Raw genomic sequence first — 22,447 nt, 5'->3', positions numbered from 1 at the left:
ACAAACGAAAACGCCCGGCAGAGGCCGGGCGTCGATGCTCGGGAGCAACCTTATTTATCGTCCGCTTCACCCGGAACATTAGCTTTTTCGCCATGCACCGCCGCGCTGCCCTGCACTTCTGCAGTCATGCGCTTGAGGCCCATGTGGCGCACATCGGTGCCGCGTACCAGGTAAATGACCAGTTCGGAGATGTTACGCGCGTGGTCGCCGATGCGCTCCAGCGAGCGCAGCGCCCAGATCACGCTGAGTACCCGGGAGATCGACCGCGGGTCTTCCATCATGTAGGTCACCAGCTCGCGCAGCGCCGTCTTGTATTCGCGATCGATGGTCTTGTCGTATTGGGCCACCGACAAGGCCAGGTCGGCATCAAACCGGGCAAAGGCATCCAGGGCATCGCGCACCATGTTGCGCACCTGGTCACCGATGTGTCGCACTTCGACGTAGCCACGGGGCGACTCGCCCTCCTCGCACAACTGGATGGCCCGGCGAGCGATCTTGGTGGATTCGTCGCCGATGCGCTCCAGGTCGATCACCGACTTGGAGATGCTGATGATCAGGCGCAGGTCGGAGGCAGCGGGCTGACGACGGGCCAGAATGCGCACGCACTCTTCGTCGATGTTGCGCTCCATCTGGTTGATCTGCTCATCCACTTCGCGCACTTGCTGGGCCAGCCCGGAGTCCGCCTCGATGAGGGCCGTCACGGCATCATTGACCTGCTTTTCCACCAGCCCGCCCATGGCCAGCAGATGGCTGCGCACTTCTTCGAGCTCGGCGTTGAACTGCTGAGAGATATGGTGGGTAAGGCTTTCTTTGTTGATCATCCGGTCGCTCCGCTAAGCTGCAAGCTTCAAGCTGCAAGCTTCAAGTAGTTCGTGTTGTTCACTAGCTCCGTGCTTAGCCGCAGCCGCCTTGACTTGCAGCTTGCCGCTTGTAGCTTGCTGCTTGAGGCTTGCGGCTTGCCGCTGCTAGCCGTAGCGACCGGTGATGTAGTCTTCGGTCTGCTTTTTCGCAGGGTTGGTGAACAGGGTGTCGGTGTCGCCGAACTCCACCAGCTTGCCCATGTACATGAACGCCGTGTAGTCCGAGACCCGCGCGGCCTGCTGCATGTTGTGGGTGACGATGACGATGGTGTACTTGGCTTTCAGTTCGTAGATCAGCTCTTCGACTTTCAGCGTCGAGATCGGGTCCAGCGCCGAGCAGGGTTCGTCGAGCAGCAGCACCTCGGGTTCGACAGCGATGGTACGGGCAATCACCAGGCGCTGCTGCTGGCCACCGGACAAACCCAGCGCCGAGTCGTGCAGGCGGTCCTTCACCTCATCCCACAACGCAGCGCCCTTCAGCGCCCACTCCACGGCTTCATCGAGCACACGCTTCTTGTTGATGCCCTGAATGCGCAGGCCGTACACCACGTTCTCGTAGATGGTCTTGGGGAACGGGTTGGGCTTCTGGAACACCATGCCCACCCGGCGACGCAGCTCGGCCACGTCTTCGCCCTTGCGGTAGATGTTGTTGCCGTAGAGGTTGATCGCACCCTCTACCCGGCAACCGTCGACCAGGTCGTTCATGCGGTTGAAGGTGCGCAGCAGCGTGGACTTGCCGCAGCCCGACGGGCCGATGAAGGCGGTAACGCGCTGCTTGGGGATGTTCAGGCTGACATCGAACAGGGCCTGTTTGTCACCGTAGAACAGGCTCAGGCCCGGTACTTCGATGGCGACCGTTTCTTCGGCCAGGCGCAGGCTCTGCTTGTCGCGGCCCAAGGCAGACATGTCGATGCCGTGGGCGTGATTATCGTGTTGCATCGTCTCACTCCATTCGAAGCTGCAAGCTTCGCGCTGCAAGCTGCAAGTTTGAGCAAAGCGGCAATCAGCTTGATGCTTGCCGCTTGTGGCTTAAGGCTTGAATTAGCTGTCGAGCGCCTTGTACTTCTCGCGCAGGTGGTTACGAATCCACACCGCCGAAAGGTTCAGCGACGCAATCACCAGCACCAGCAACAGCGCGGTGGCGTACACCAGCGGGCGGGCCGCCTCCACGTTGGGGCTCTGGAAGCCCACGTCATAGATATGGAAGCCCAGGTGCATGATCTTCTGGTCCAGGTGCAGGTACGGGTAGTTGCCATCCACCGGCAGCGAGGGCGCCAGCTTCACTACACCTACCAGCATCAGCGGCGCGACTTCGCCGGCAGCGCGCGCCACCGCCAGGATCATGCCGGTCATCATGGCCGGGCTGGCCATGGGCAGGACGATCTTCCACAGCGTCTCGGCCTTGGTGGCGCCCAGCGCCAGCGAGCCTTCGCGCACCGTACGCGGGATGCGTGCCAGCCCTTCTTCCGTGGCCACGATCACCACCGGCACCGCCAGCAGCGCCAGGGTCAGCGATGCCCACAGCAGGCCGGGCGTACCCAAGGTAGGTGCCGGCAGGGCCTCTGGGAAGAACAGGCGGTCGATCGACCCGCCCAGCACGTAGACAAAAAAGCCCAGCCCGAACACACCGTAGACGATCGCCGGTACACCGGCCAGGTTGTTCACCGCGATGCGAATCAGGCGCGTCACAGGGCCCTGGCGCGCGTACTCACGCAGGTACACCGCCGCAAGTACACCGAACGGGGTGACGATCACCGCCATGATCAGGGTCATCATCACAGTGCCGAAGATAGCCGGGAAAATCCCGCCTTCGGTGTTGGCTTCACGCGGGTCGTCGCTGAGGAATTCCCAGACCTTGCCGAAGTAGGTGCCCAGCTTGGTGAAGCCGGACATGGCATTGGGCTGGATGGCATGCACCACCTTGCTCAGGTTGATTTCAACCTCCCGGCCATTGCCATCACGCGCCACCAGGCTGTCGCGGGCGAAAGCCTGGTGCAGGCCGGTCAGGCGCTCTTCCACGGCCTTGTAGCGGCTGTTCAGCTCGGCCCTGTCAGCGTCCATGTCAGCCTGGGCTGCGGCGTCCAGCTTGCCTTCCAGCTCAAGCTTGCGGGCCTGCAGGCGCAGACGTTCCAGGCCATGGTTGATGGCGCCGATGTCTTTCTTTTCCAGCGCCTGCAGCTGCCTGTTGAGCGTGTTGGCGCGCTGCAGGCGAGCCTGCAGTTCACCCCAGGCAGCGGGCCCCTGGGCGACCACGCGGCCTTCTTCCTTGACGCTGACCAGGTACCCGTAGAAGTTGCCCCATTCGCGACGCTCAAGGGCCATCAGCTCGGACGGGCGTTTTTCATCGACCAGCCATTCGCCCACCACCCAGGTGAAGTCGCTGCCGTTGAGGTCGCGGTTACCTACCTTGATCAACTCGCGGGTCATGAACTCAGGGCCCTGGTCGGGCACCGGCAGGCCGGCGCCCTTCAGGCGCGCACGCGGCACTTCTTCCTGCTGCACCACCTCGCCGATGACGGTCTGCTGCGCCTGGCCCGGCACCTTGTAGGTGGCCTGAACCAGGTCTGCCGGCCAGAAGTGGCCCAGCCCGCGTACGGCAATGACGGCCAGCAGCCCGACGGTCATGATCACCGCCATAGCCACCGCGCCGCCGCTCATCCATACGCCGGGGGCGCCGCTCTTGAACCAGCCTTTGAGGGAATCCTTTTTCACGGATCGCTACCTTTCTATCAAAGCGACGAGTATTTCTTGCGCAGACGCTGGCGAATCAGCTCGGCCAAGGTGTTCATGACGAAGGTGAACATCAGCAGCACCAGGGCGGCCAGGAACAGCACCCGGTAATGGCTACCGCCGACTTCCGACTCCGGCATCTCCACGGCCACGTTGGCAGCCAGGGTGCGCATGCCCTCGAACAGGTTCATTTCCATCACTGGGGTGTTGCCGGTGGCCATCAGCACGATCATGGTTTCGCCTACCGCCCGGCCCATACCGATCATCAGCGCCGAGAAGATACCCGGGCTGGCGGTGAGGATGACCACGCGGGTCAGGGTTTGCCAGGGCGTCGCACCCAGGGCCAGCGAGCCCAGGGTGAGGCTGCGTGGCACGCTGAACACGGCATCTTCGGCAATGGAGTAGATGTTCGGGATAACCGCAAAGCCCATGGCGATGCCCACCACCATGGCGTTGCGCTGGTCATAGGTGATGCCCAGGTCGTTGGTGATCCACAACCGCATATCGCCGCCGAAGAACCAGCTTTCCAGGTGCGGGCTCATGGTCAGGGCGAACCAGCCGGTGAGCAGAATGACCGGGATCAGGATCGCCGCTTCCCAGCCATCGGGCACACGCAGGCGCAGGGACTCGGGCAGCCTGCTCCAGGTGAACCCTGCCAGCAGGATGCCAAGCGGCATCAGCAGGAACAGGCTGAACACGCCTGGCAGGTGGCCTTCCAGGTACGGCGCCAGGAACAGGCCGGCGAAGAACCCGAGGATGACCGTGGGCATGGCTTCCATCAGCTCGATCACCGGCTTGACCTTGCGGCGCATGCCCGGGGCCATGAAGTAGGCCGTGTAGATAGCTGCAGCGATGGCGAGCGGGGCCGCCAGGATCATGGCGTAGAACGCCGCCTTCAGCGTACCGAAGGTGAGCGGAGACAAGCTGAGCTTGGGCTCGAAGTCGGTGTTCGAAGCCGTCGACTGCCAGACATACTTGGGCTCATCGTAGTTTTCGTACCACACCTTGCCCCACAGCGCGCTGAAGGATACCTCTGGGTGCGGGTTGCGCAGGCTCAGCGGCAGCAGCTTGCCCGCTGCTTCGATGATGATGCGGTTGGCCCGGGGCGACAGGGCGAGGATACCTGCGCCAGGGGCTACGGGTTCCACCAGCAGGGTGCGGTGCGCGGTGCTGTGGAACACGCCCAGCTTGCCGTCTGCATCCAGGGCGATGAAGCCCTTGCGGCGTTCCTCGGCGTCGATCTGCACGATAGGCGCCGTGCCCATCTGGAACGTCCGAATCTGTTTGAAACGCGACTCGCCATCCGGGTCGCGGGCCATGAACCACTGGGCCAGGCCGCCATCGGAGTTACCCACGACCAGCGAAATGCCACCGACCAGCTGGGTGGTCGCGGTCACTTCGGTGCCGGCGTTTTCAGACAGCTTGTAGCGGCCATTAAGGCTTTTGTCGCGCAGGCTGAACACGTCCGCGCTGGCGCGGCCGTTGATCACGTACAACCACTGCTGACGGGGGTCGATGAAGATGTTCTTCACCGTTTCGGTCATTTGCGGCAGGGCGATACGGTTCTGCTCGGTGGTGACCTCACCGGTCATCATGTTTTCGCTACGGGTCAGCGCCAGTACCTGCAACTGGGCTCCGGTGGAGCCGGCCAGCAGCAGGGTGTCACCATTGACGTTGACGCTGACGTGGTCCAGCCCACGGCCCTGCTCGTCCAGCACAAAGGGCTGTTCCCCATACGGGTAGTCGATGCCGGGGGTGATGGTCTTGTGATTGTCCGGGTAGGTGATCTTGTAGCTGTGGTGGAACACCAGCGCCTGGCCGTTGGACAGGCCCAACACCACCACCGGGCTGCCCGGCTGGTCGGCACCAATGGAGGTGACCTGGGTGCCGGTTGGCACGGGCAAGTCCACACGCTTGAGTTCATTACCCGTCTTGGTGTCGAAGAACAGCGCCTGGCCTTTGTCCGAAACGCGCATGCCGACCAGGTTCTGCTCTTCAAGGGCGATCATCAGCGGCTTGCCGGCATCCTGCTGCAGCCAGGCCGGGGCCAGGGCTTGCTTTTTGGTCAGCTCGGCGCCCTGGAACAACGGCAGCACCACGTAGGCCAGGTAGAAGAAGATCAACGTGATGGCGGCCAGCACAGCCAGCCCGCCCACCAGTACGTACCAGCGGGTCAGGCGGTCCTTCAAGGCGCGAATGCGCCGCTTGCGTTGCAGCTCCGGCGTATTGAAATCAATGCGCACAGGCTGGGAATTTTGGGTCATTGTGGAGTTGGCCAGATCATTCATGGGCACACCCTAGCGGTCCCGTATGACAAAAACATGACAATGCGATGACGCACGGAAGCCCGACGCACAGTAAGCCTGGCTTCGGGCTGGGAGTTGTGAAAGAGGCCGGTTTCCCCCGGCCCCTTCATCGGTCAATTACTGCTTGGCAACATTACCGGCGTGGGACAGGCCCAGGTCAGCCAGGGTCTTGTCGACCACCTTGGCCGGCAGCGGAATGTAGCCGTCCTTCACCACCACCTGCTGACCGGCCTGCGACAGCACCAGCTTGACGAACTCGGCTTCCAGCGGCGCCAGCGGCTTGTTCGGCGCCTTGTTGACGTAGACGTACAGGAAGCGCGAGAGCGGGTAGCTGCCGTTGAGGGCGTTGGTCTCGTTGTCTTCGATGAACTCCCCGCCTTCTTTCTTGGCCAGGGCCACGGTCTTGACGCTGGCGGTCTTGTAGCCGATGCCCGAGTAGCCGATGCCGTTCAGCGACGAGCTGATCGACTGCACCACCGAAGCCGAGCCAGGCTGCTCGTTCACATTAGGCTTGAAGTCGCCTTTGCACAGGGCTTCTTCCTTGAAGTAGCCGTAGGTGCCGGAAACCGAGTTGCGGCCGAACAGCTGGATTGGCTTGTTGGCCAGGTCGCCGGTTACACCCACGTCGCCCCAGGTCTTGATGTCAGCCTTGCCGCCGCACAGGCGGGTGGAGGAGAAGATTGCGTCAACCTGGGCCATGGTCAGGCCTTTGATCGGGTTGTCCTTGTGCACGAACACGGCCAGGGCGTCGACAGCCACCGGGATGGCAGTTGGCTTGTAGCCGTACTTCTGCTCGAACGCCTGCAGCTCCACGTCCTTCATCTTGCGGCTCATCGGGCCGAGGTTGGCGGTGCCTTCGGTCAGCGCAGGTGGCGCGGTGGAGGAGCCAGCAGCCTGGATCTGGATGTTGACGTTCGGGTATTCCTTTTTGTAGGCCTCGGCCCACAAGGTCATCAGGTTCGCGAGGGTATCGGAACCAACGCTGGAGAGGTTGCCCGAAACACCGGTGGTCTTGGTGTAGGTCGGGATTGCAGGGTCGACAGCAGCTACCGCGTTGGCGGTTGCAACGCCAGCGGCGGCAAAGGTGAGGGCCGCCATCAAACGCTTCAGTTTCATGCCTTGCTCCTAGCAGGAATAGGGGTGTGCAGCAGTGGAACGGGGCCCAGTATCAGCAGCTCGCATGAACAGCATATGACCCGATTGTGACAGTTGGATGAAATGCCATCATTGCAACCTGCCCCTCGATCAGCGCTTGTTGACAAGCAGATACACCCCCACTGCCAGCCCTACCCCGCACAACACCGCCACATAATAGGCAGGCGCCATCGGGCTGACTTTCAGCAGGCCGGTCACCGCCATCGGGGTAAGCCCGCCAAAGATCGCGTAGGCCACGTTGTACGAGAACGACAGGCCGCTGAAGCGCACGGCGGCCGGGAACGCCTTGACCATCACGTACGGCACCGCGCCGATCACCCCCACGCACAGGCCGGTCAGCGCATACAGCGGGAACAGCAGCTCAGGCCGGGTGGGCAGGCTGTGGTAGAACGTCCAGGAGCTGGCCAACAGCAGCAGGCTGCCGACCACGAACACCCGGCCCGCGCCAAACCGGTCAGCCAGGCTGCCCGCGCCGATACAGCCGACGCTGAGCAGCACGATGGCCAGGCTGTTGGCCTTGAGCGAGTCGGTGGGGCTGATGTGGTAGAGGCTCTGCAGCAGCGCCGGCGTCATCAGGATGACCACCACGATGCCGGCTGACAGCAGCCAGGTGAGCAGCATCGACAGCAGGATCGGGCCGCGGTGGTCGCGCAGTACGGCGCGCAGTGGCAGCTCTTCGGCCAGTGCCTTGCGCTGCTGCATCTCGGCGAATACCGGGGTTTCGTGCAGCCAACGGCGCAGGTACACCGAGAACAGGCCGAACACGCCACCGAGCAGGAACGGGATTCGCCAGGCGTAATCGGCGACTTCCTCCACGCTGTACACGCTGTTGATCAGCGTCGCCACCAGCGAACCGAGCAGAATGCCCGCCGTCAGGCCGGCGGTGAGGGTGCCGCAGGCATAGCCAGTGTTGCGGGCGGGTACGTGTTCAGACACGAATACCCAGGCGCCAGGCACCTCGCCACCAATGGCTGCACCCTGCACGACGCGCATGAGCAACAGCAGAATCGGCGCCCACAAGCCAATCTGCGCATAAGTAGGCAACAGGCCCATGATCAGCGTGGGCAAGGCCATCATGAAGATGCTCAGGGTGAACATCTTCTTGCGCCCCAGCAGGTCGCCGAAGTGGGCCATGATGATGCCGCCCAGCGGGCGCGCCAGGTAACCTGCGGCAAAGATGCCGAAGGTTTGCATCAGGCGCAGCCACTCCGGCATGTCGGCAGGGAAGAACAACTTGCCCACCACGGTGGCGAAGAACACGAAGATGATGAAGTCGTAGAACTCCAGCGCCCCGCCCAGTGCAGACAGCGAAAGGGTCTTGTAGTCATTGCGGGTCAGCGGCCGTGGGGCCTGCTCGATACTGCTGGGCACGGAAGTCATTGCGGGGCGTTCTCTTTATAAGGCGTGCGGGCCGCTTGGCATGCAGCTTCTTGATGTGGGGACAGGCGAAGATAGCAAATTGCCTGGCCAGGCCGAAAGCGATACAAAAACCATACAGATATTCACGAATGTACGGTCGTCGCTTGGGATGATGCTCTATATACTGGCGTTTCGTAGGAAAAGTGTGCTGCTAGCGTGGGATGTTGTGCGAAAACGCCGGTCACTATACTCAGGCGGTTTCGCAGAGTTTCCCTACGGCCGCCCCGTTATACGAAATCGGCGTAGTATGTTGTCAGCTGAATCGTCTACCCGGCCCTTGCGCCACACCAACGAAAAGCGTCACGGGTCAGAGGCCCCACCGCATGATTGAGCTCGAACAAGAAGATCCAATCCCCCAAGGCGACCTGGCCTTGCAGATCACGGCCCTGCCGCGCGAAACCAACGGCTTCGGCGACATCTTCGGCGGCTGGCTGGTTGCGCAGATGGACTTGGCCGGCACCGCCATGGCCAGCCGCGTGGCCGGTGGGCGCGTTGCCACCGTGGCCATCGACCGCATGGCGTTTCTGGTACCGGTCGCCGTAGGTGCGCAGCTGTCCTTCTATACCCAGACCCTGGAGATCGGCCGCAGCTCGATCCAGATGATGGTCGAGGTGTGGAGTGACGACCCGTTGTCCAGCGAATGGCGCAAGGTCACCGAAGCCGTCTTCGTGTTCGTCGCCATCGACGGCAGTGGCCGTACCCGCTCCGTCCCTCGTCGCTGAGCCCTGCCGGCGGTAAACTCGTTGCCTGTGCCCGGGTCCAAGGCCCACTGGCAATCAACGAGATGAATGCAATGGCTACCTTGCAGGTCGTAACCGAGCAACATGGCGAACTGAGCTGCTGGCGGATCAGCAGCGACCACGCCGAACTCCTGATCGCCCAGCAGGGCGCACAGATCCTCAGCTACCAGCGGCTCGGCGAACCGCCGCTGCTGTGGCTGAGCGACCAGGCCATCTTCCGCCAGGGCAAGTCGGTACACGCCGGGGTGCCGGTGTGCTGGCCATGGTTCGGCAACCTGCAGCGCAACCCCACTGCCGTTCAGGCCATGTACCAGGGTGAACAAGCCCCTGCCCACGGCCTGGCGCGCACCCGCGACTGGCAATTGCTGGGTATCGAGGAAGCGGGGGACGGGCTGCGCATCGAGCTGCAATTGCCCGAAGCGCAGGGGCAGCTCCCCGGCTGGCCCCACAAGGTAGAGCTGAAACTGGTGGTGCAGTTGGGTAATGACCTTGGCCTCACGCTCACAAGCCGCAACACCGGCAGCACCCCGGTGACCATCAGCCAGGCCCTGCACAGCTACCTTGCCGTCAGCGATGTACGCCAGGCGCGTGTGGAAGGCGTCGAAGGGTTGGGGTATATCGAAACCCTGGCGGACTGGGAACAGCGCCAACAGCAAGGCGCCCTGACGTTTACCGGTGAAACCGACCGCATCTACCTGGGCACCCCGAACACGCTGAGTATTGTCGACCCGCAATGGAACCGGCGCATCAACCTGACCAGCAGCGGCTCACGTTCTGCCGTTATCTGGAACCCCTGGACGGACCGGGCCAGGGAACTGCCAGACATGGCCGATGACGGCTGGCAGCGGATGCTGTGTATCGAAACAGCCAATGTGTGGGATGACGTGGTGACGTTGCAGCCGGGGGCGAGCCATTCGCTGGGCTTCAGGGTCGGTTGCGAAGTGATCTGAATATTGCAGTGGGCTGCGGGCCTCTTCGCGAGTGAGCCCGCTCCCAGCGGTACTGCATCAGACTTGAAATGAGTGAAGCGCTTGTGGGAGCGGGTTTACCCGCGAAGAGGCCCGCACAGGCAATCAAAGGTCCGCATCTACCACCACCCTCACTTTCCCCGCATCCAGGGCATAGGCGGCATCGGCCAAGTCATTGCTGACCTTTTCCACCTTCAACTTGCCGCTGACCCACAACGGTGTGTAGATGTCGTCGATCTTCAACCCCTTGGGGTAGCGCACCAGCACCAGCTGGTTAGGTGGGGGCGGCGGTACATGGATGCACGCGCCAGGGTATGGCACCAGGAAAAACAGCGTGCTGTTGCCCTTGGCGTCGCTTTCCAACGGCACCGGGTAACCGCCCAGGCGTATGTCCTTGCCATTCATGGCCGCTACGGTCTTGGTGGAATACATCACCGCAGGCAGGCCCTTGCCCTGCTTCATCCCGCCCTTGGCCGTGAAGGTCCCCATGGCTTCGGGTGAGTTGTGGTCGATTTCGGGCATCGCTTCGAGCGCCTTCTGGTCCGACTTGGGCATCAGCTCCAGCCAATCGGTTTCGGGCAGCTCGGCATGGGCCAGGGCACTGGCCAGCAGCAGGGGGAAGAGGAAAAAGGCACGCATGCTCGGCAACTCGGAAGAATTGCCGGGCATTCTAACCAGAATTCAGCGTTTCTTGATGAATCCGTAGATCACCAGAAGAATGATGGCACCGACCAGCGCACCGAAGAAGCCAGCCGCTTGCCCAGCCTGGTAGATACCCAGCGCCTGGCCGCCATACGTGGCCAGCAGCGAGCCTGCAATACCCAGCAGGATGGTCATGATCCAGCCCATGCTGTCGTCACCCGGCTTGAGGAAGCGGGCCAGCAGGCCGACGATGAGGCCGATGAAGATGGTTCCGATGATGCCCATGGCTATCCCTCTGCAGTGAAGATGAAGCACGTCAACGCATGGGTGCGCGTTGACGTGTTGCCTCTTCAGAGGGCCCGACGCCTGCAGAAGTTCGATACCTGCGCGTGATCACTCGCCGATCAGTGCTTGCACTTCGGCGATCTTGTGCTCCAGGGTAGCCATGTCGCTGCAACGCAGGGTCGCGTGGCCGACCTTGCGCCCGACCTTGAACGCCTTGCCATAGTGATGCAGGTGGCAGTCATCGATGGCGATCACTTTAGCCACAGCAGGCACTTCGCCGATGAAGTTGAGCATCGCGCTCTCCCCCACCTTGGCGGTGGAGCCCAGCGGCAAGCCGGCGACGGCACGCAGGTGGTTCTCAAACTGGCTGCACTCGGCACCTTCGATGGTCCAGTGGCCGGAGTTGTGTACCCGGGGTGCGATTTCATTGGCCTTGAGGCCACCGTCCACCTCGAAGAACTCAAAGGCCATGACGCCGACGTAGTCCAGTTGCTGCAATACGCGGCCAACGTAATCCTCGGCCAACGCCTGCAACGGGTGCGCCTGGCTGGCCACCGACAAGCGCAGGATGCCGCTCTCGTGGGTGTTGTGCACCAGCGGGTAGAAACGCGTTTCGCCGTCGCGGGCGCGCACGGCGACCAGCGACACTTCACCCGTGAACGGCACGAAGCCTTCCAGCAGGCAGGGCACGCTGCCCAGTTCGGCGAACGTACCCACGACGTCTTCGGGCGTGCGCAGCACCTTCTGGCCCTTGCCGTCGTAACCCAGCGTGCGGGTTTTCAGCACCGCCGGCAGGCCGATGCTGGCAACTGCCGCGTCTAGGTCTGCCTGCGACAGGATATCGGCGAAGGCCGGGGTGGGGATGCCCAGGTCACGGAACATGCTCTTTTCGAACAGGCGGTCACGGGCGATGCGCAGCGCCTCGGCGCTGGGGTACACCGGCACGAACTGCGAAAGAAACGCCACGGTCTCGGCCGGGACGCTCTCGAATTCGAAGGTGACCAGGTCGACCTCGTCGGCCAGCTGGCGCAGGTGATCCTGATCGCCGTAGTCTGCCCGCAGGTGCTCGCCCAGCGGCGCGGCGCAGGCATCTGGCGCCGGGTCGAGGAAGGCGAAGTTCATGCCCAGCGGGGTACCCGCCAGAGCCAGCATACGGCCCAGCTGGCCGCCACCGATAACACCGATCTTCATGGGTTGGGCCTCAAGCCTGACGCGGGTCTGGGTTGTCCAGCACGGTGTCGGTCTGTTCCGTACGGAACTGCTTCAACGCGGCGTGGAACTGCGGGTGCCTGGCACCGAGGATGCTGGCCGACAGCAGGGCAGCGTTGACTGCACCGGCCCGGCCGATGGCCAGGGTGGCGACAGGGACGCCAGCGGGCATCTGCACGATCGACAGCAACGAATCGACACCCGACAGCATCGACGACTGCACAGGTACACCCAGCACCGGCAGGTGGGTCTTGGCGGCGCACATGCCTGGCAGGTGCGCGGCACCACCGGCACCGGCGATGATCACCTCGATGCCACGGCCATCGGCCTCTTCAGCGTACTGGAACAGCAGATCCGGGGTACGGTGGGCGGAAACCACCTTCACCTCGTAGGGAATGCCGAGTTTTTCCAGCATATCGGCGGTGTGGCTAAGGGTGGACCAATCGGACTTGGAGCCCATGATCACGCCAACCAGTGCACTCATCGTCGAGCCTCTTCGCTTGTGCGCCCGCAGGCGCGTCAAAAAACAACAAGCCACGCGGGACGACCGGCGTGGCTTGTTTGCTGATCAGGACCGGACGCATCCGGTCAGAAGGCCGCGCAGTATACCGTAAGCAGGTGCGGTTAAGGCACCCCGGCGACCAACTGTCGGCCTTATTTTTCGGGGCTTTGGCTGACTTTCAGGTCAACCGTGGCGCCCTCCAGTTTGCGCCACAGCAGGCGGACATTGGCCTTGCGCACCAGCGCGCAGCGGTACAGGCGGATTTCCAGCGGCACGTGCCACTGGCTGCCGCCACAAATCACCAGTTCGCCACGCTCCAGCTCGCCACGCATCGACAGCCGGGGCACCCAGGCGATACCCATGCCTTCGAGCGCCATGCTTTTCAGGCTGTCGGCCATGGCCGTTTCATACACGGTGGTGTAACGCAGGTTGCGCTGGCGCAGCAGCAAACTCACCGAGCGCCCCAGAAATGCCCCGGCGGTATAGGCCAGCAGCGGCACGCTGGCGTCACCTTCAAGGTCGAACAACGGCTTGCCCTGAGCATCCACCGCGCACACTGGCAACATCTCGGTGGTTCCCATGTGCAGCGACGGGAAGATCTCGGCATCCATCTGCAGCGCAGCATCAGGGTCGTAGAACGCCAGCATCAGGTCACACCCCCCTTCACGCAGGGCATGCACGGCATCCCCGACGTTGGTCGCAACCAGGCGCGTGGCGATATTCAGGCCATCATTGCGCAACTGCGCCACCCAGCGAGGGAAAAACCCTGACGCCAGGGAGTGCGCGGCAGCCACCTGCACCACTTCACCCTGCCCCCCTTCCAGATGATGCAAATGGCGCAGAATTTCGCTCAACTGGTCGACAACGGTACGTGCGGTGACTAAAAAAAGCTGCCCCGCCTCGGTCAGCTCAATAGGCGTGCGCGACCGGTTGACCAGCTGCAGCCCAAGGGCGGCCTCCAGGCTGCGTATGCGCCGGCTGAACGCCGGCTGGGTGACAAAACGGCGTTCCGCCGCCTGGGAAAAACTGCGCGTGGCAGCCAGGGCACTGAAGTCTTCCAGCCATTTGCTTTCAAGGTTCATGAAGCACATCTCCCGGCGCGCACCAAAATGGACCACGCTCGAATATCAATCGGCGTCACATCAATCCCTATGCCGTTTGTGCATAGGTTAGCGTGCAACAGCATTGGCCGCAAAAACCCCTTCAGGCCTAGGATTGGCGCCATTCCGGCATGTGCCGGGTCAAACTTGAGATGATATACATCATGTCCTCCGCTGCATCGTTCCGCGTCGAAAAAGATTTGTTGGGTACCCTTGAAGTGCCAGCCGATGCCTACTACGGCATCCAGACCCTGCGCGCTGCCAACAACTTCCACCTCTCCGGTGTTCCGCTGTCGCACTACCCCAAGCTGGTCGTGGCCCTGGCCATGGTCAAGCAGGCAGCTGCCGACGCCAACCGTGAGCTGGGTCACCTGAGCGATGCCAAGCACGCTGCCATCAGTGCAGCCTGTGCACGCCTGATCAAGGGCGACTACCACGAGCAGTTCGTGGTGGACATGATCCAGGGCGGTGCGGGTACTTCTACCAACATGAACGCCAACGAAGTCATCGCCAACATCGCGTTGGAGGCCATGGGCCATCAAAAGGGTGAGTACAAATACCTGCACCCCAACAACGACGTGAACATGGCGCAGTCGACCAACGACGCCTACCCCACGGCCATCCGCCTGGGCCTGCTGCTGGGTCATGACGCCCTGCTGGCCAGCCTCGAAAGCCTGATCCAGGCCTTCGCCGCCAAGGGCAAGGAATTCGACCACGTCCTGAAGATGGGCCGTACCCAGCTGCAGGACGCTGTACCGATGACCCTGGGCCAGGAATTCCGCGCCTTCGCCACCACCATGACCGAAGACCTGCAGCGTCTGCGTTCGCTGGCACCGGAACTGCTCACCGAAATCAACCTGGGTGGTACCGCCATCGGCACCGGCATCAACGCCGACCCTGGCTACCAGGCCCTGGCCGTGCAGCGCCTGGCAACCATCAGCGGCCAGCCGCTGGTGCCGGCCGCCGACCTGATCGAGGCCACCTCCGACATGGGTGCCTTCGTACTGTTCTCGGGCATGCTCAAGCGTACCGCGGTCAAGCTGTCGAAGATCTGCAACGACCTGCGCCTGCTGTCCAGCGGCCCACGCACCGGCATCAACGAAATCAACCTGCCGGCTCGCCAGCCAGGCAGCTCGATCATGCCGGGCAAGGTCAACCCGGTCATTCCGGAAGCCGTCAACCAAGTCGCCTTCGCCATCATGGGCAACGACCTGGCACTGACCGTCGCGGCCGAGGGTGGCCAGCTGCAGCTGAACGTGATGGAGCCGCTGATCGCCTACAAGATCTTCGACTCGATCCGCCTGCTGCAGCGCGCCATGGACATGCTGCGCGAGCACTGCATCGTCGGCATCACCGCCAACGAACAGCGCTGCCGTGAACTGGTCGAGCACTCCATTGGCCTGGTCACTGCACTGAACCCGTACATCGGTTACGAAAACGCCACCCGTATCGCCCGTGTTGCCCTGGAGACAGGCCGCGGCGTGCTGGAACTGGTGCGCGAAGAGAAGCTGCTGGACGACGCGATGCTCGACGACATCCTGCGCCCGGAAAACATGATCGCCCCCCGCCTGGTTCCGCTGAAAGCGTAACCGCGGCTGTAAACAGTCTCACCAGGTCGAGGGACTAGACACCTCTCAACCTTTACCTAGCCCGGGGCGCTTGCCCTGGGTTTTTTTTTGCCTGAACCGGCACGCAACTTGCTCTGGAATGCGCTCCAGCCCGACGGGATCGCCCAGCATGCTGCACAGCCACCTGACCACCCTGAATGCGGTTTCGCTGATCCTCAACGTCTTCCAGGCAGACGGTTGCGAGGCCTCTGCGCTGCTGGCCGGCAGCGGCATCGGCCCGGCAGACCTGGGGCATGCCGATGCCCGTATCACCACCCAGCAAGAGCTGCAGGTGTGTGCCAATGCCGTGGCCAGGCGGCAGGACATCGGCCTTGAACTGGGCCGGCGCATGCATGTGTCCAGCTACGGGATGCTGGGTTACGCCCTGCTGTCCAGTGCCACTTTGGGTGACGCCTTGCGCCTGGCCCTGCAATATCCGGCACTGCTGGGAACAGTTTTCAAGTTGCGCTTGCAGGAAGACGGCCAGCGCGTCTGGCTCAGCGCCAGCGATTATCACGATAGCCCGGCGCTGAGCGCGTTCAACGCAGAGTTCTGCCTGGTATCGCTGAAGGTCATCTGCGACGACCTGCTGGGCCGTACCCTGCCACTGGTCGGCACCCGCTTCGAACACCCCCGGCCCGCTTATCACGCCCTGTACACCGACGCCTTCCAGTGCCCCGTCATCTTCGCCGCAGCAGGCAATGCCTTTGGCTTCGACAAACGCTGGCTGGATACACCGCTGCCGCTGGCCGACCCCATTACCCACAAGGCCATGAGCGAGCGTTGCCGGCGCCTGAACCTGGAGTTCACCGGCCGGCAGGCCTGGCTTGGGCGGATCCGCCACCTGCTGGCGCAACAACTGGCCGCAGCACCCGGCCTGGAAGGGCTGGCCCGGCAAATGAACTGCTCGTCACGCACCCTGCGCCGCCATTTGCAGGCGCTAGGTAGCAGTTATCAACAGTTGCTGGACGAGTTGCGCTTCGAGCGGGCCAAGCAGTTGCTGGCCGATGAGCAAATGCCCATCTACCGGATTGCCGAAGCCCTTGGCTTCAGTGAAACCGCCAGCTTCCGGCATGCGTTCCAGCGCTGGAGTGGTGTAGCACCCAGCCAGTTTCGCGGCTGACGTGTGCGTAGCAGGCCCTAACAGGCCACAGCACTTGGCCACATCGATCCCCTTTTGGCCATTTGGGTCGTTCTCGCGCGCTGGGCAGCCCGTGACAATTGGCCCACGCCAGTCCTTACCGGAGAACAACAATGCTGACGATCTATTCCGATGACCACCGCCTGCACCATGGCCGCTGCGAGCTGATCGATGGCAAGCTGATGCCCTGTTTCGAAATGCCGTCGCGGGCCGACCATGTGCTGGAGCAGGTCAAAAAGCGCAACCTCGGCGCCATTCAGCCGCCCACCGACCATGGGCGGGCGCCTCTGCTGAGGGTTCACAGTGCCGAATACCTGGCCTTCTTCGAGGGCGCCTGGGCGCGCTGGGCCGCGCTGGGGCAGGAAGGCGACCTACTGCCGTTTACCTGGCCGGCCCGCACCCTGCGGCAGGTAAAGCCCACAGGCCTGCACGGCGAACTGGGCTACTACAGCTTCGATGCCGGCGCCCCAATTACCGCCGGCACCTGGCAGGCCGCCTATAGCGCAGCGCAGGTAGCCCTGACTGCCCAGGCGGCGATTGAGCAAGGCGCGCACGCAGCCTTTGCGCTGTGCCGCCCGCCAGGGCACCACGCGGCCGGTGAGGTCATGGGGGGCTACTGCTACCTCAACAACGCCGCTATCGCCGCCCAGGCGTTTCTTGACCAGGGCCGGCGCAAGGTCGCCATCCTGGACGTGGACTACCACCATGGCAACGGCACGCAGGACATCTTCTACCACCGCAGCGACGTGTTCTTCGCATCGATCCACGGCGACCCGCAGGACGAGTTCCCCTATTTTCTGGGCTACGCCGATGAAACCGGCGAGGGCGCTGGCGAAGGCTGCAACGTCAACTACCCCCTGCCTGCCGGCAGTGACTGGGCTGCCTGGAGCACCGCCCTGGAAGACGCCTGCCAGCGCATCGCCGGCTACGACGCCGACGTGCTGGTGGTCTCGCTGGGTGTGGACACCTTCAAGGATGACCCGATTTCGCAATTCAAGCTCGACAGCCCCGACTACCTGGAGATGGGCAAGCGTATTGCCCAGCTGGGCAAGCCCACCTTGTTCGTGATGGAGGGTGGCTATGCCGTCGAGGAAATCGGCATCAACGCAGTCAATGTGCTGGAAGGCTTCCAGCGCGCCCAGCCTGGAGCCCAACCATGATCCGTCTCAAGCATCTGCTCGCCCCGTTGGTGGCTGCATCGCTGTTCACCGGCGCACTGCACGCGCAGGCCGAACAGCGCACCCTGCGGGTGTATAACTGGTTCGACTACATCACGCCGCAGACCCTGACCGGCTTCCAGCAGGACAGCGGCGTGAAACTGATCTATGACATCTTCGACACCAATGAAGCCCTTGAGGCCAAGCTGCTGACCGGTAATTCCGGCTATGACGTGGTGGTGCCCTCGAACGTGTTTCTGGCCAAGCAGATTGAGGCCGGGGTGTTTCAGCCACTGGACCGCAGCAAGCTGCCCAACTGGCAACACCTTGACCCGGCCCTGATGAAACTGATCGAGGCCAACGACCCTGGTAACCAGTTTGCAGTGCCCTACATGTACGGCACCGTACTCATCGGCTTCAACCCGGCCAAGGTCAAGGCGGCGCTGGGTGACAACGCGCCGGTAGACAGCTGGGACCTGATCTTCAAGGAAGAGAACATCGCCAAGCTCAAGCAATGTGGCGTGGCGCTGCTCGACTCACCGTCGGAAATCCTGCCGTTGGCCCTGCAGTACCTGGGCCTGCCGCCCAACAGCGACAAACCTGCGGACTATGCAAAAGCTCAGGCGTTGCTGCTGAAGATCCGCCCGTACATCACCTACTTCCACTCTTCCAAGTACATGGCTGACATCGCCAATGGCGATATCTGCGTGGCGGTCGGGTACAGCGGCAGCTTCTCCCAGGCCGCCAACCGCGCACACGAGGCCAAGAACGGCGTGGTCGTGGACATGCGCCTGCCGAAGGAAGGCGCACCGATCTGGTTCGACATGCTGGCGATTCCGAAGAACGCGGCCAACCCCGAGGATGCCTACACGTTCATCAATTACCTGCTGCGCCCTGAGGTGATTGCGCCGATCAGCGACTTTGTCGGGTACCCCAACCCGAACAAGGATGCGACCAACAAAGTGGACCCTGCTATCCGCAACAACCCCAACCTGTATCCGACCGCAGAGGCCATGGCCAAGCTGTATACGCTCACGCCGCTCGCTCGCGATGCTGAACGGGCGCGGACACGGGCCTGGACGCGGATCAAGTCCGGCACCTGACGGCGCGGGCCTTTGGCAGCGGGGAACCGTGGCGAGTCTCAGGCTCGCCACGCTCTGCGCAGGCGCATCAGCGCTTCGGCGATCTCCCCTTCCGGTACTGCCGCGAACCCCAGCACCAGCCCTGCCTGCTTATCAACAGGCACCGTGCTGTCGCCCAACCAGAAGTTGCTGAGCGGCGTCACCTCTACCCCGGCTGCACGGGCTTTGCCTACCAGAGCCTGCTCACGGGCGAAGTTATCCACATCCACCTTCACGTGTAGCCCTGCCGACACGTCGGGCATCGCTGCCAACCCGGGAATATCCACAGGCCAACCGGCCTTGAGCATGTTGCGCCGGCTCAGCGCGGCCTTGCGCATGCGGCGAACGTGCCGCTGGAAGTGCCCTTGGGCCATAAACTGCGCCATCACACATTGCGAACTCACTTCTGAGTGGCGCACGGCCAACGCCTTGGCCTGCCCGAACGCTTGTGCCAGCGGTGGGGGCAATACCAGGTAGCCCATGCGCAACGCCGGGAAGGCGATCTTGCCAAAGGTGCCGACGTACAGCACCCGCCCCTGTGTGTCCAAGGCGGCAAGCGGAGCCAAGGGGGCACCGCTGTAGCGGTATTCCCCATCATAATCGTCTTCGATGATCCAGCCCTGGTTGCGCTCCGCCCAGGCAAGCAACTGCAGGCGTCGGGCCAGGCTCATGGTGACGCCGGTGGGGTACTGGTGCGCCGGGGTCACATAAGCCAGGCGGCACGCCGGCCATTGCTCAAGCTGATCGCAGGCGACCCCTTCCTCATCCACCGCCACGCCGTACAAACGCGCACCCGCCAACGCAAAGGCATGCCCCGCTGCGCGATACCCGGGGTTTTCCACAGCCACAGCCTCACCCGGCTGCAACAGCAGCTGTGCACAAAGGCTGATGGCTTGCTGCGCACCACTGGTGATCACAATTTGTTCAGCAGTGCATACAAGGCCCCTTGAACTGCGCAGGTAGGCTGCGATCAATTCACGCAGCTCACGCTCACCTGCAGGGTTGCCGTAGCCCAGCTTTGCAGGGTCGGGGTTGCGCCAGAAACCCGCCTGCAGCTTGGCCCAGACGCCGAACGGGAAGAGGTCGAAGGCAGGCAGACCCAAACGAAATGCCTTGGGTGAGCCCTCCGGGGGTGGCACCAAATGATGTTTTTTCAGCCGCTGCAAAGGCCCGTTACTGGCGCCTGAACTGGATAAATCATCAGTGTCAGACGGTGAATTTGTGGATAAACCTGTTGATAAGCACTGGGATAACCCTGTGGACAACTGTGTGGACAGTTTTGGCAGCTGGCTTACGTAGGTACCGTCCCCAACCCGGCTCTCGATGTAGCCTTCTGCATACAATTGATCATAGGCACGCACCACGCTGTTACGCGACAGGGCCAGCATGGCGGCGAGTTCGCGAGTGGCCGGCAAGCGTGTGCCACTGCCAAGGCGGCCATCGAGCACGCGAATCCGCAGCGCCTGGTACAACTGCCGGCTCAGCCCACGGCTACGGTCCAGGGTGATGCCCGTGGGGTCGAACGGTAACGGGGGGCGAGTTTCACTCATGAATTGGACCTTCCAAATTTGCAGTCAATGGCTCTTACCCGGAGCCAATCATCTGCCTAGGATGGCACCATTGCATAAGGAAACCGAGCATGTACTCCAGCAAGCCTCATCAAGAGCACGATGTTGCACAGTTGCACGCAGCGATGCTGGCTACACGCCTGGCCATTCTGATCACCCATGGCGCACATGGCTTGCTGGCTACCCACCTGCCTGTGCTGGTCGAAACGGCAGAAGGTGAATTGGGTACCGTGTATGCCCACCTGGCACGGGCCAACCCCCAATGGCAGGATTTGGCCCAGGCAAGCGAGGCGCTGCTGGTGTTTCCGGGTGCCGATGCCTACGTCAGCCCCGGTTTCTATCCCAGCAAGCAAGCCAACCCCAAAGTCGTCCCTACCTGGAATTACCTGGCTGTGCATGCCTACGGCACCGCCGAAGTTATCCACAAGCCCGAGTCGCTGTTGGCGATCGTCCGCCGGCTCACCGACCTGCATGAACAAGGCGCCAGCATGCCTTGGCGCGTCAGCGACGCACCGGCTGATTACCTGGCCAGCATGCTCAAGGCCATCGTGGGTGTGCGCCTGCCCATCAGCCGCGTGCAAGGTGCTCGCAAGCTCAGCCAGAACCGCCCGCCGCAGGACATTGCCGGCGTGCGTGAGGCACTGAGCGCCAGCCCCGACCCTCTCGACAACCAACTGGCGGCGCACATGCGCCACCTCTAAGGAAGGCATCGCCCATGACCAGCGTTACCCTGCGCCCTGTAACCGCCCAAGACCATGCAGCCTGGCTTGAACTGTGGCAGGCCTACCTGTGCTTCTACGAGTCCGAGGTGGCAGACCCGGTCAGCCTCAGCACCTGGCAGCGCCTGCTCGACCCCAACGAGCCCACCCACTCGGCCTTGGCCTGGGCCGATGGCAAGGCCGTCGGCATGGTCAACTGGATCTATCACCGCTCCAACTGGAGCATCGAGAACGCCTGCTACCTGCAGGACCTCTACGTCGACAGCGCCCAGCGCGGCCTGGGTATCGGCCGCCGCTTGATCGAGCACGTGTATGCGGCGGCCAAGGCCGATAACTGCATCAAGGTGCACTGGCTCACCCACGAAACCAATGCCACGGCCATCAGCCTGTACCAGCAGGTGGCCGAACGCTCTGGCTTCATCCAATTTCGCAAAGGGCTGGAGGGCAACCATGACTGATGCCTTGAACTGGAAACCGGCCGCGATACCCAAGGCCGACACCCTCGAGGGCCGCTTCGTGCGCCTGGAAAAGCTCGCCCCCGCGCGCCATGGCGATGACCTGTGGCAGGTGCTGCAAGGCCCCGGGGCAGACCCCTCCCTCTGGGATTACCTGCCCTACGGCCCCTTCACCGAGCGCGGAGCCTTCGACCGCTGGCTGCAAGCCAATGCGGCCGGTACCGACCCATTGTTCTATAGCGTCATCGACCGCAGCAACGGGCAGGCACAGGGCATCCTCAGCCTGATGTCGATCGTGCCCGATCACGGCCGCATCGAAATAGGCCACATCGCCTTCGGCGCGGCCATGCAGCGCACGCCCAAAGGCACCGAGGCGGTTTACCTGCTGGGCAAGCTGGGTTTCGCACTGGGCAACCGGCGCCTGGAGTGGAAGTGCAACAACGCCAACGCCCGCTCCAAGCGCGCGGCCGAGCGCTTCGGCTTCACCTTCGAAGGGGTGTTCCGCAAGCATCTGGTGGTGAAGGACCACAACCGCGATACGGCGTGGTATTCGATTACCGACGATGAATGGCCTGCCGTGGCTGCAGGGTTCGAGCGGTGGTTGGGGGATGCCAACCAACAACCGCAAGGCCAGGTTGAAACGCTCGAAGTGTGCCGTAGAGGCTGAGGGTTGGCTTCACTGCCCAGCACGCTTCGGGGTGGGCCATGCGACCGAAAAAAAGGGGAGCATGCGCTCCCCAGAGGTAAACCGTTATAGCCCCGG

Annotated in this window: 21 protein-coding genes; 9 read left to right on the top strand and 12 right to left on the bottom strand. The window is 62.8% G+C overall.

Features of this window, described 5'->3' with window-relative positions; all coding sequences use genetic code 11:
• Nucleotides 1-50: 50 nt before the first annotated feature.
• The 6 genes from phoU to PPA02S_RS02460 all read right to left on the bottom strand — a co-directional run bounded on the left by phoU (nucleotide 51) and on the right by PPA02S_RS02460 (nucleotide 8,431).
• On the bottom strand, nucleotides 51-821 hold the full coding sequence (gene phoU / locus PPA02S_RS02485; RefSeq protein WP_028632868.1) for a phosphate signaling complex protein PhoU: 771 nt from the start codon (nucleotides 819-821) through the stop codon (nucleotides 51-53).
• 144 nt (nucleotides 822-965) lie between these two features.
• Entirely contained in the window at nucleotides 966-1,799 is an 834-nt protein-coding gene (gene pstB / locus PPA02S_RS02480; RefSeq protein ID WP_028632867.1) for a phosphate ABC transporter ATP-binding protein PstB, read from the bottom strand.
• Nucleotides 1,800-1,901: 102 nt separating this feature from the next.
• Nucleotides 1,902-3,518 (bottom strand): phosphate ABC transporter permease PstA, encoded by a 1,617-nt coding sequence (pstA, locus tag PPA02S_RS02475; RefSeq protein ID WP_174435874.1) that lies wholly within the window; start codon nucleotides 3,516-3,518, stop codon nucleotides 1,902-1,904.
• Nucleotides 3,519-3,589: 71 nt separating this feature from the next.
• Nucleotides 3,590-5,878, bottom strand: a complete 2,289-nt coding sequence (locus tag PPA02S_RS02470) for an ABC transporter permease subunit (RefSeq protein WP_028632865.1) — start codon at nucleotides 5,876-5,878, stop codon at nucleotides 3,590-3,592.
• 135 nt (nucleotides 5,879-6,013) lie between these two features.
• Nucleotides 6,014-7,012 carry a phosphate ABC transporter substrate-binding protein PstS gene (locus PPA02S_RS02465; protein ID WP_028632864.1) on the bottom strand — a complete coding sequence of 333 codons (999 nt, stop codon included), beginning with the start codon at nucleotides 7,010-7,012 and terminating at the stop codon, nucleotides 6,014-6,016.
• 129 nt (nucleotides 7,013-7,141) lie between these two features.
• Nucleotides 7,142-8,431 (bottom strand): MFS transporter, encoded by a 1,290-nt coding sequence (locus PPA02S_RS02460; protein WP_028632863.1) that lies wholly within the window; start codon nucleotides 8,429-8,431, stop codon nucleotides 7,142-7,144.
• 362 nt (nucleotides 8,432-8,793) lie between these two features.
• Between PPA02S_RS02460 and PPA02S_RS02455 the strand changes: the two genes are divergently transcribed.
• Nucleotides 8,794-9,192, top strand: coding sequence for an acyl-CoA thioesterase (locus tag PPA02S_RS02455; RefSeq protein ID WP_003253317.1), 399 nt, complete (start codon nucleotides 8,794-8,796; stop codon nucleotides 9,190-9,192).
• Nucleotides 9,193-9,263: 71 nt separating this feature from the next.
• A complete protein-coding gene (locus PPA02S_RS02450) occupies nucleotides 9,264-10,160 on the top strand; it encodes a D-hexose-6-phosphate mutarotase (RefSeq protein ID WP_028632862.1) in 897 nt (298 codons plus the stop codon).
• Nucleotides 10,161-10,283: 123 nt separating this feature from the next.
• On the opposite strand, the gene PPA02S_RS02445 is transcribed toward PPA02S_RS02450, so the two are convergent.
• From PPA02S_RS02445 to PPA02S_RS02425, 5 genes are all read right to left on the bottom strand, one after another.
• Nucleotides 10,284-10,817 (bottom strand): DUF3299 domain-containing protein, encoded by a 534-nt coding sequence (locus tag PPA02S_RS02445; RefSeq protein WP_028632861.1) that lies wholly within the window; start codon nucleotides 10,815-10,817, stop codon nucleotides 10,284-10,286.
• Between the two features lie 42 nt (nucleotides 10,818-10,859).
• Nucleotides 10,860-11,105, bottom strand: coding sequence for a GlsB/YeaQ/YmgE family stress response membrane protein (locus PPA02S_RS02440; protein WP_028632860.1), 246 nt, complete (start codon nucleotides 11,103-11,105; stop codon nucleotides 10,860-10,862).
• A 108-nt stretch (nucleotides 11,106-11,213) separates the two neighbouring features.
• Nucleotides 11,214-12,296: a 5-(carboxyamino)imidazole ribonucleotide synthase gene (locus PPA02S_RS02435; protein WP_028632859.1), complete on the bottom strand. Its 1,083-nt coding sequence runs from the start codon at nucleotides 12,294-12,296 to the stop codon at nucleotides 11,214-11,216.
• Nucleotides 12,297-12,306: 10 nt separating this feature from the next.
• Nucleotides 12,307-12,798: a 5-(carboxyamino)imidazole ribonucleotide mutase gene (gene purE, locus PPA02S_RS02430; RefSeq protein ID WP_028632858.1), complete on the bottom strand. Its 492-nt coding sequence runs from the start codon at nucleotides 12,796-12,798 to the stop codon at nucleotides 12,307-12,309.
• 170 nt (nucleotides 12,799-12,968) lie between these two features.
• The gene (locus tag PPA02S_RS02425; protein WP_028632857.1) at nucleotides 12,969-13,898 is read right to left on the bottom strand and encodes a LysR substrate-binding domain-containing protein; all 930 of its coding nucleotides are present in this window, start codon (nucleotides 13,896-13,898) and stop codon (nucleotides 12,969-12,971) included.
• Between the two features lie 182 nt (nucleotides 13,899-14,080).
• On the opposite strand from PPA02S_RS02425, the gene aspA reads away from it, so the two are divergent.
• The 4 genes from aspA (at nucleotide 14,081) to PPA02S_RS02405 (ending at nucleotide 18,924) form a co-directional block, all read left to right on the top strand.
• A complete protein-coding gene (gene aspA, locus PPA02S_RS02420; RefSeq protein WP_028632856.1) occupies nucleotides 14,081-15,505 on the top strand; it encodes an aspartate ammonia-lyase in 1,425 nt (474 codons plus the stop codon).
• A 148-nt stretch (nucleotides 15,506-15,653) separates the two neighbouring features.
• Nucleotides 15,654-16,646, top strand: a complete 993-nt coding sequence (locus PPA02S_RS02415; RefSeq protein WP_028632855.1) for an AraC family transcriptional regulator — start codon at nucleotides 15,654-15,656, stop codon at nucleotides 16,644-16,646.
• A gap of 131 nt (nucleotides 16,647-16,777) precedes the next feature.
• Nucleotides 16,778-17,824, top strand: coding sequence for a histone deacetylase family protein (locus PPA02S_RS02410; protein ID WP_028632854.1), 1,047 nt, complete (start codon nucleotides 16,778-16,780; stop codon nucleotides 17,822-17,824).
• On the top strand, nucleotides 17,821-18,924 hold the full coding sequence (locus PPA02S_RS02405) for a polyamine ABC transporter substrate-binding protein (RefSeq protein ID WP_028632853.1): 1,104 nt from the start codon (nucleotides 17,821-17,823) through the stop codon (nucleotides 18,922-18,924). Before PPA02S_RS02410 ends, PPA02S_RS02405 begins: the two co-directional genes overlap by 4 nt.
• A gap of 38 nt (nucleotides 18,925-18,962) precedes the next feature.
• Here PPA02S_RS02405 and pdxR read toward each other — a convergent pair whose 3' ends face one another.
• Nucleotides 18,963-20,492 (bottom strand): MocR-like pyridoxine biosynthesis transcription factor PdxR, encoded by a 1,530-nt coding sequence (gene pdxR / locus PPA02S_RS02400; RefSeq protein WP_028632852.1) that lies wholly within the window; start codon nucleotides 20,490-20,492, stop codon nucleotides 18,963-18,965.
• Nucleotides 20,493-20,581: 89 nt separating this feature from the next.
• Here pdxR and PPA02S_RS02395 point away from each other — a divergent pair, with 89 nt between their 5' ends.
• The 3 genes from PPA02S_RS02395 to PPA02S_RS02385 are packed head-to-tail and all read left to right on the top strand — an operon-like array spanning nucleotide 20,582 to nucleotide 22,351.
• A complete protein-coding gene (locus PPA02S_RS02395; protein ID WP_028632851.1) occupies nucleotides 20,582-21,211 on the top strand; it encodes an FMN-binding negative transcriptional regulator in 630 nt (209 codons plus the stop codon).
• A 14-nt stretch (nucleotides 21,212-21,225) separates the two neighbouring features.
• Complete coding sequence (locus PPA02S_RS02390; protein WP_028632850.1) at nucleotides 21,226-21,687, top strand: GNAT family N-acetyltransferase; 462 nt, start codon at nucleotides 21,226-21,228, stop codon at nucleotides 21,685-21,687.
• Entirely contained in the window at nucleotides 21,680-22,351 is a 672-nt protein-coding gene (locus PPA02S_RS02385) for a GNAT family N-acetyltransferase (RefSeq protein ID WP_028632849.1), read from the top strand. The genes PPA02S_RS02390 and PPA02S_RS02385 overlap by 8 nt, the downstream gene beginning before the upstream one ends.
• The last annotated feature ends 96 nt before the right edge of the window (nucleotides 22,352-22,447 follow it).

The sequence above is a fragment of the Pseudomonas parafulva NBRC 16636 = DSM 17004 genome (assembly GCF_000730645.1).
GTDB lineage: Bacteria > Pseudomonadota > Gammaproteobacteria > Pseudomonadales > Pseudomonadaceae > Aquipseudomonas > Aquipseudomonas parafulva.
This window is presented reverse-complemented; position numbering and strand designations above follow the sequence as displayed.

What these genes read in the sequence shown, in the direction of transcription:
- phoU (WP_028632868.1), bottom strand. Translation starts at nt 821, where the DNA reads ATGATCAACAAAGAAAGCCTTACCCACCATATCTCTCAGCAGTTCAAC.
- pstB (WP_028632867.1), bottom strand. Translation starts at nt 1,799, where the DNA reads ATGCAACACGATAATCACGCCCACGGCATCGACATGTCTGCCTTGGGC.
- purE (WP_028632858.1), bottom strand. Translation starts at nt 12,798, where the DNA reads ATGAGTGCACTGGTTGGCGTGATCATGGGCTCCAAGTCCGATTGGTCC.
- PPA02S_RS02465 (WP_028632864.1), bottom strand. Translation starts at nt 7,012, where the DNA reads ATGAAACTGAAGCGTTTGATGGCGGCCCTCACCTTTGCCGCCGCTGGC.
- PPA02S_RS02415 (WP_028632855.1), top strand. Translation starts at nt 15,654, where the DNA reads ATGCTGCACAGCCACCTGACCACCCTGAATGCGGTTTCGCTGATCCTC.
- aspA (WP_028632856.1), top strand. Translation starts at nt 14,081, where the DNA reads ATGTCCTCCGCTGCATCGTTCCGCGTCGAAAAAGATTTGTTGGGTACC.
- PPA02S_RS02425 (WP_028632857.1), bottom strand. Translation starts at nt 13,898, where the DNA reads ATGAACCTTGAAAGCAAATGGCTGGAAGACTTCAGTGCCCTGGCTGCC.
- PPA02S_RS02390 (WP_028632850.1), top strand. Translation starts at nt 21,226, where the DNA reads ATGACCAGCGTTACCCTGCGCCCTGTAACCGCCCAAGACCATGCAGCC.
- PPA02S_RS02410 (WP_028632854.1), top strand. Translation starts at nt 16,778, where the DNA reads ATGCTGACGATCTATTCCGATGACCACCGCCTGCACCATGGCCGCTGC.
- PPA02S_RS02455 (WP_003253317.1), top strand. Translation starts at nt 8,794, where the DNA reads ATGATTGAGCTCGAACAAGAAGATCCAATCCCCCAAGGCGACCTGGCC.
- PPA02S_RS02470 (WP_028632865.1), bottom strand. Translation starts at nt 5,878, where the DNA reads ATGAATGATCTGGCCAACTCCACAATGACCCAAAATTCCCAGCCTGTG.
- PPA02S_RS02395 (WP_028632851.1), top strand. Translation starts at nt 20,582, where the DNA reads ATGTACTCCAGCAAGCCTCATCAAGAGCACGATGTTGCACAGTTGCAC.
- PPA02S_RS02450 (WP_028632862.1), top strand. Translation starts at nt 9,264, where the DNA reads ATGGCTACCTTGCAGGTCGTAACCGAGCAACATGGCGAACTGAGCTGC.
- pdxR (WP_028632852.1), bottom strand. Translation starts at nt 20,492, where the DNA reads ATGAGTGAAACTCGCCCCCCGTTACCGTTCGACCCCACGGGCATCACC.
- PPA02S_RS02405 (WP_028632853.1), top strand. Translation starts at nt 17,821, where the DNA reads ATGATCCGTCTCAAGCATCTGCTCGCCCCGTTGGTGGCTGCATCGCTG.
- PPA02S_RS02440 (WP_028632860.1), bottom strand. Translation starts at nt 11,105, where the DNA reads ATGGGCATCATCGGAACCATCTTCATCGGCCTCATCGTCGGCCTGCTG.
- pstA (WP_174435874.1), bottom strand. Translation starts at nt 3,518, where the DNA reads ATGAGCGGCGGCGCGGTGGCTATGGCGGTGATCATGACCGTCGGGCTG.
- PPA02S_RS02460 (WP_028632863.1), bottom strand. Translation starts at nt 8,431, where the DNA reads ATGACTTCCGTGCCCAGCAGTATCGAGCAGGCCCCACGGCCGCTGACC.
- PPA02S_RS02385 (WP_028632849.1), top strand. Translation starts at nt 21,680, where the DNA reads ATGACTGATGCCTTGAACTGGAAACCGGCCGCGATACCCAAGGCCGAC.
- PPA02S_RS02445 (WP_028632861.1), bottom strand. Translation starts at nt 10,817, where the DNA reads ATGCGTGCCTTTTTCCTCTTCCCCCTGCTGCTGGCCAGTGCCCTGGCC.
- PPA02S_RS02435 (WP_028632859.1), bottom strand. Translation starts at nt 12,296, where the DNA reads ATGAAGATCGGTGTTATCGGTGGCGGCCAGCTGGGCCGTATGCTGGCT.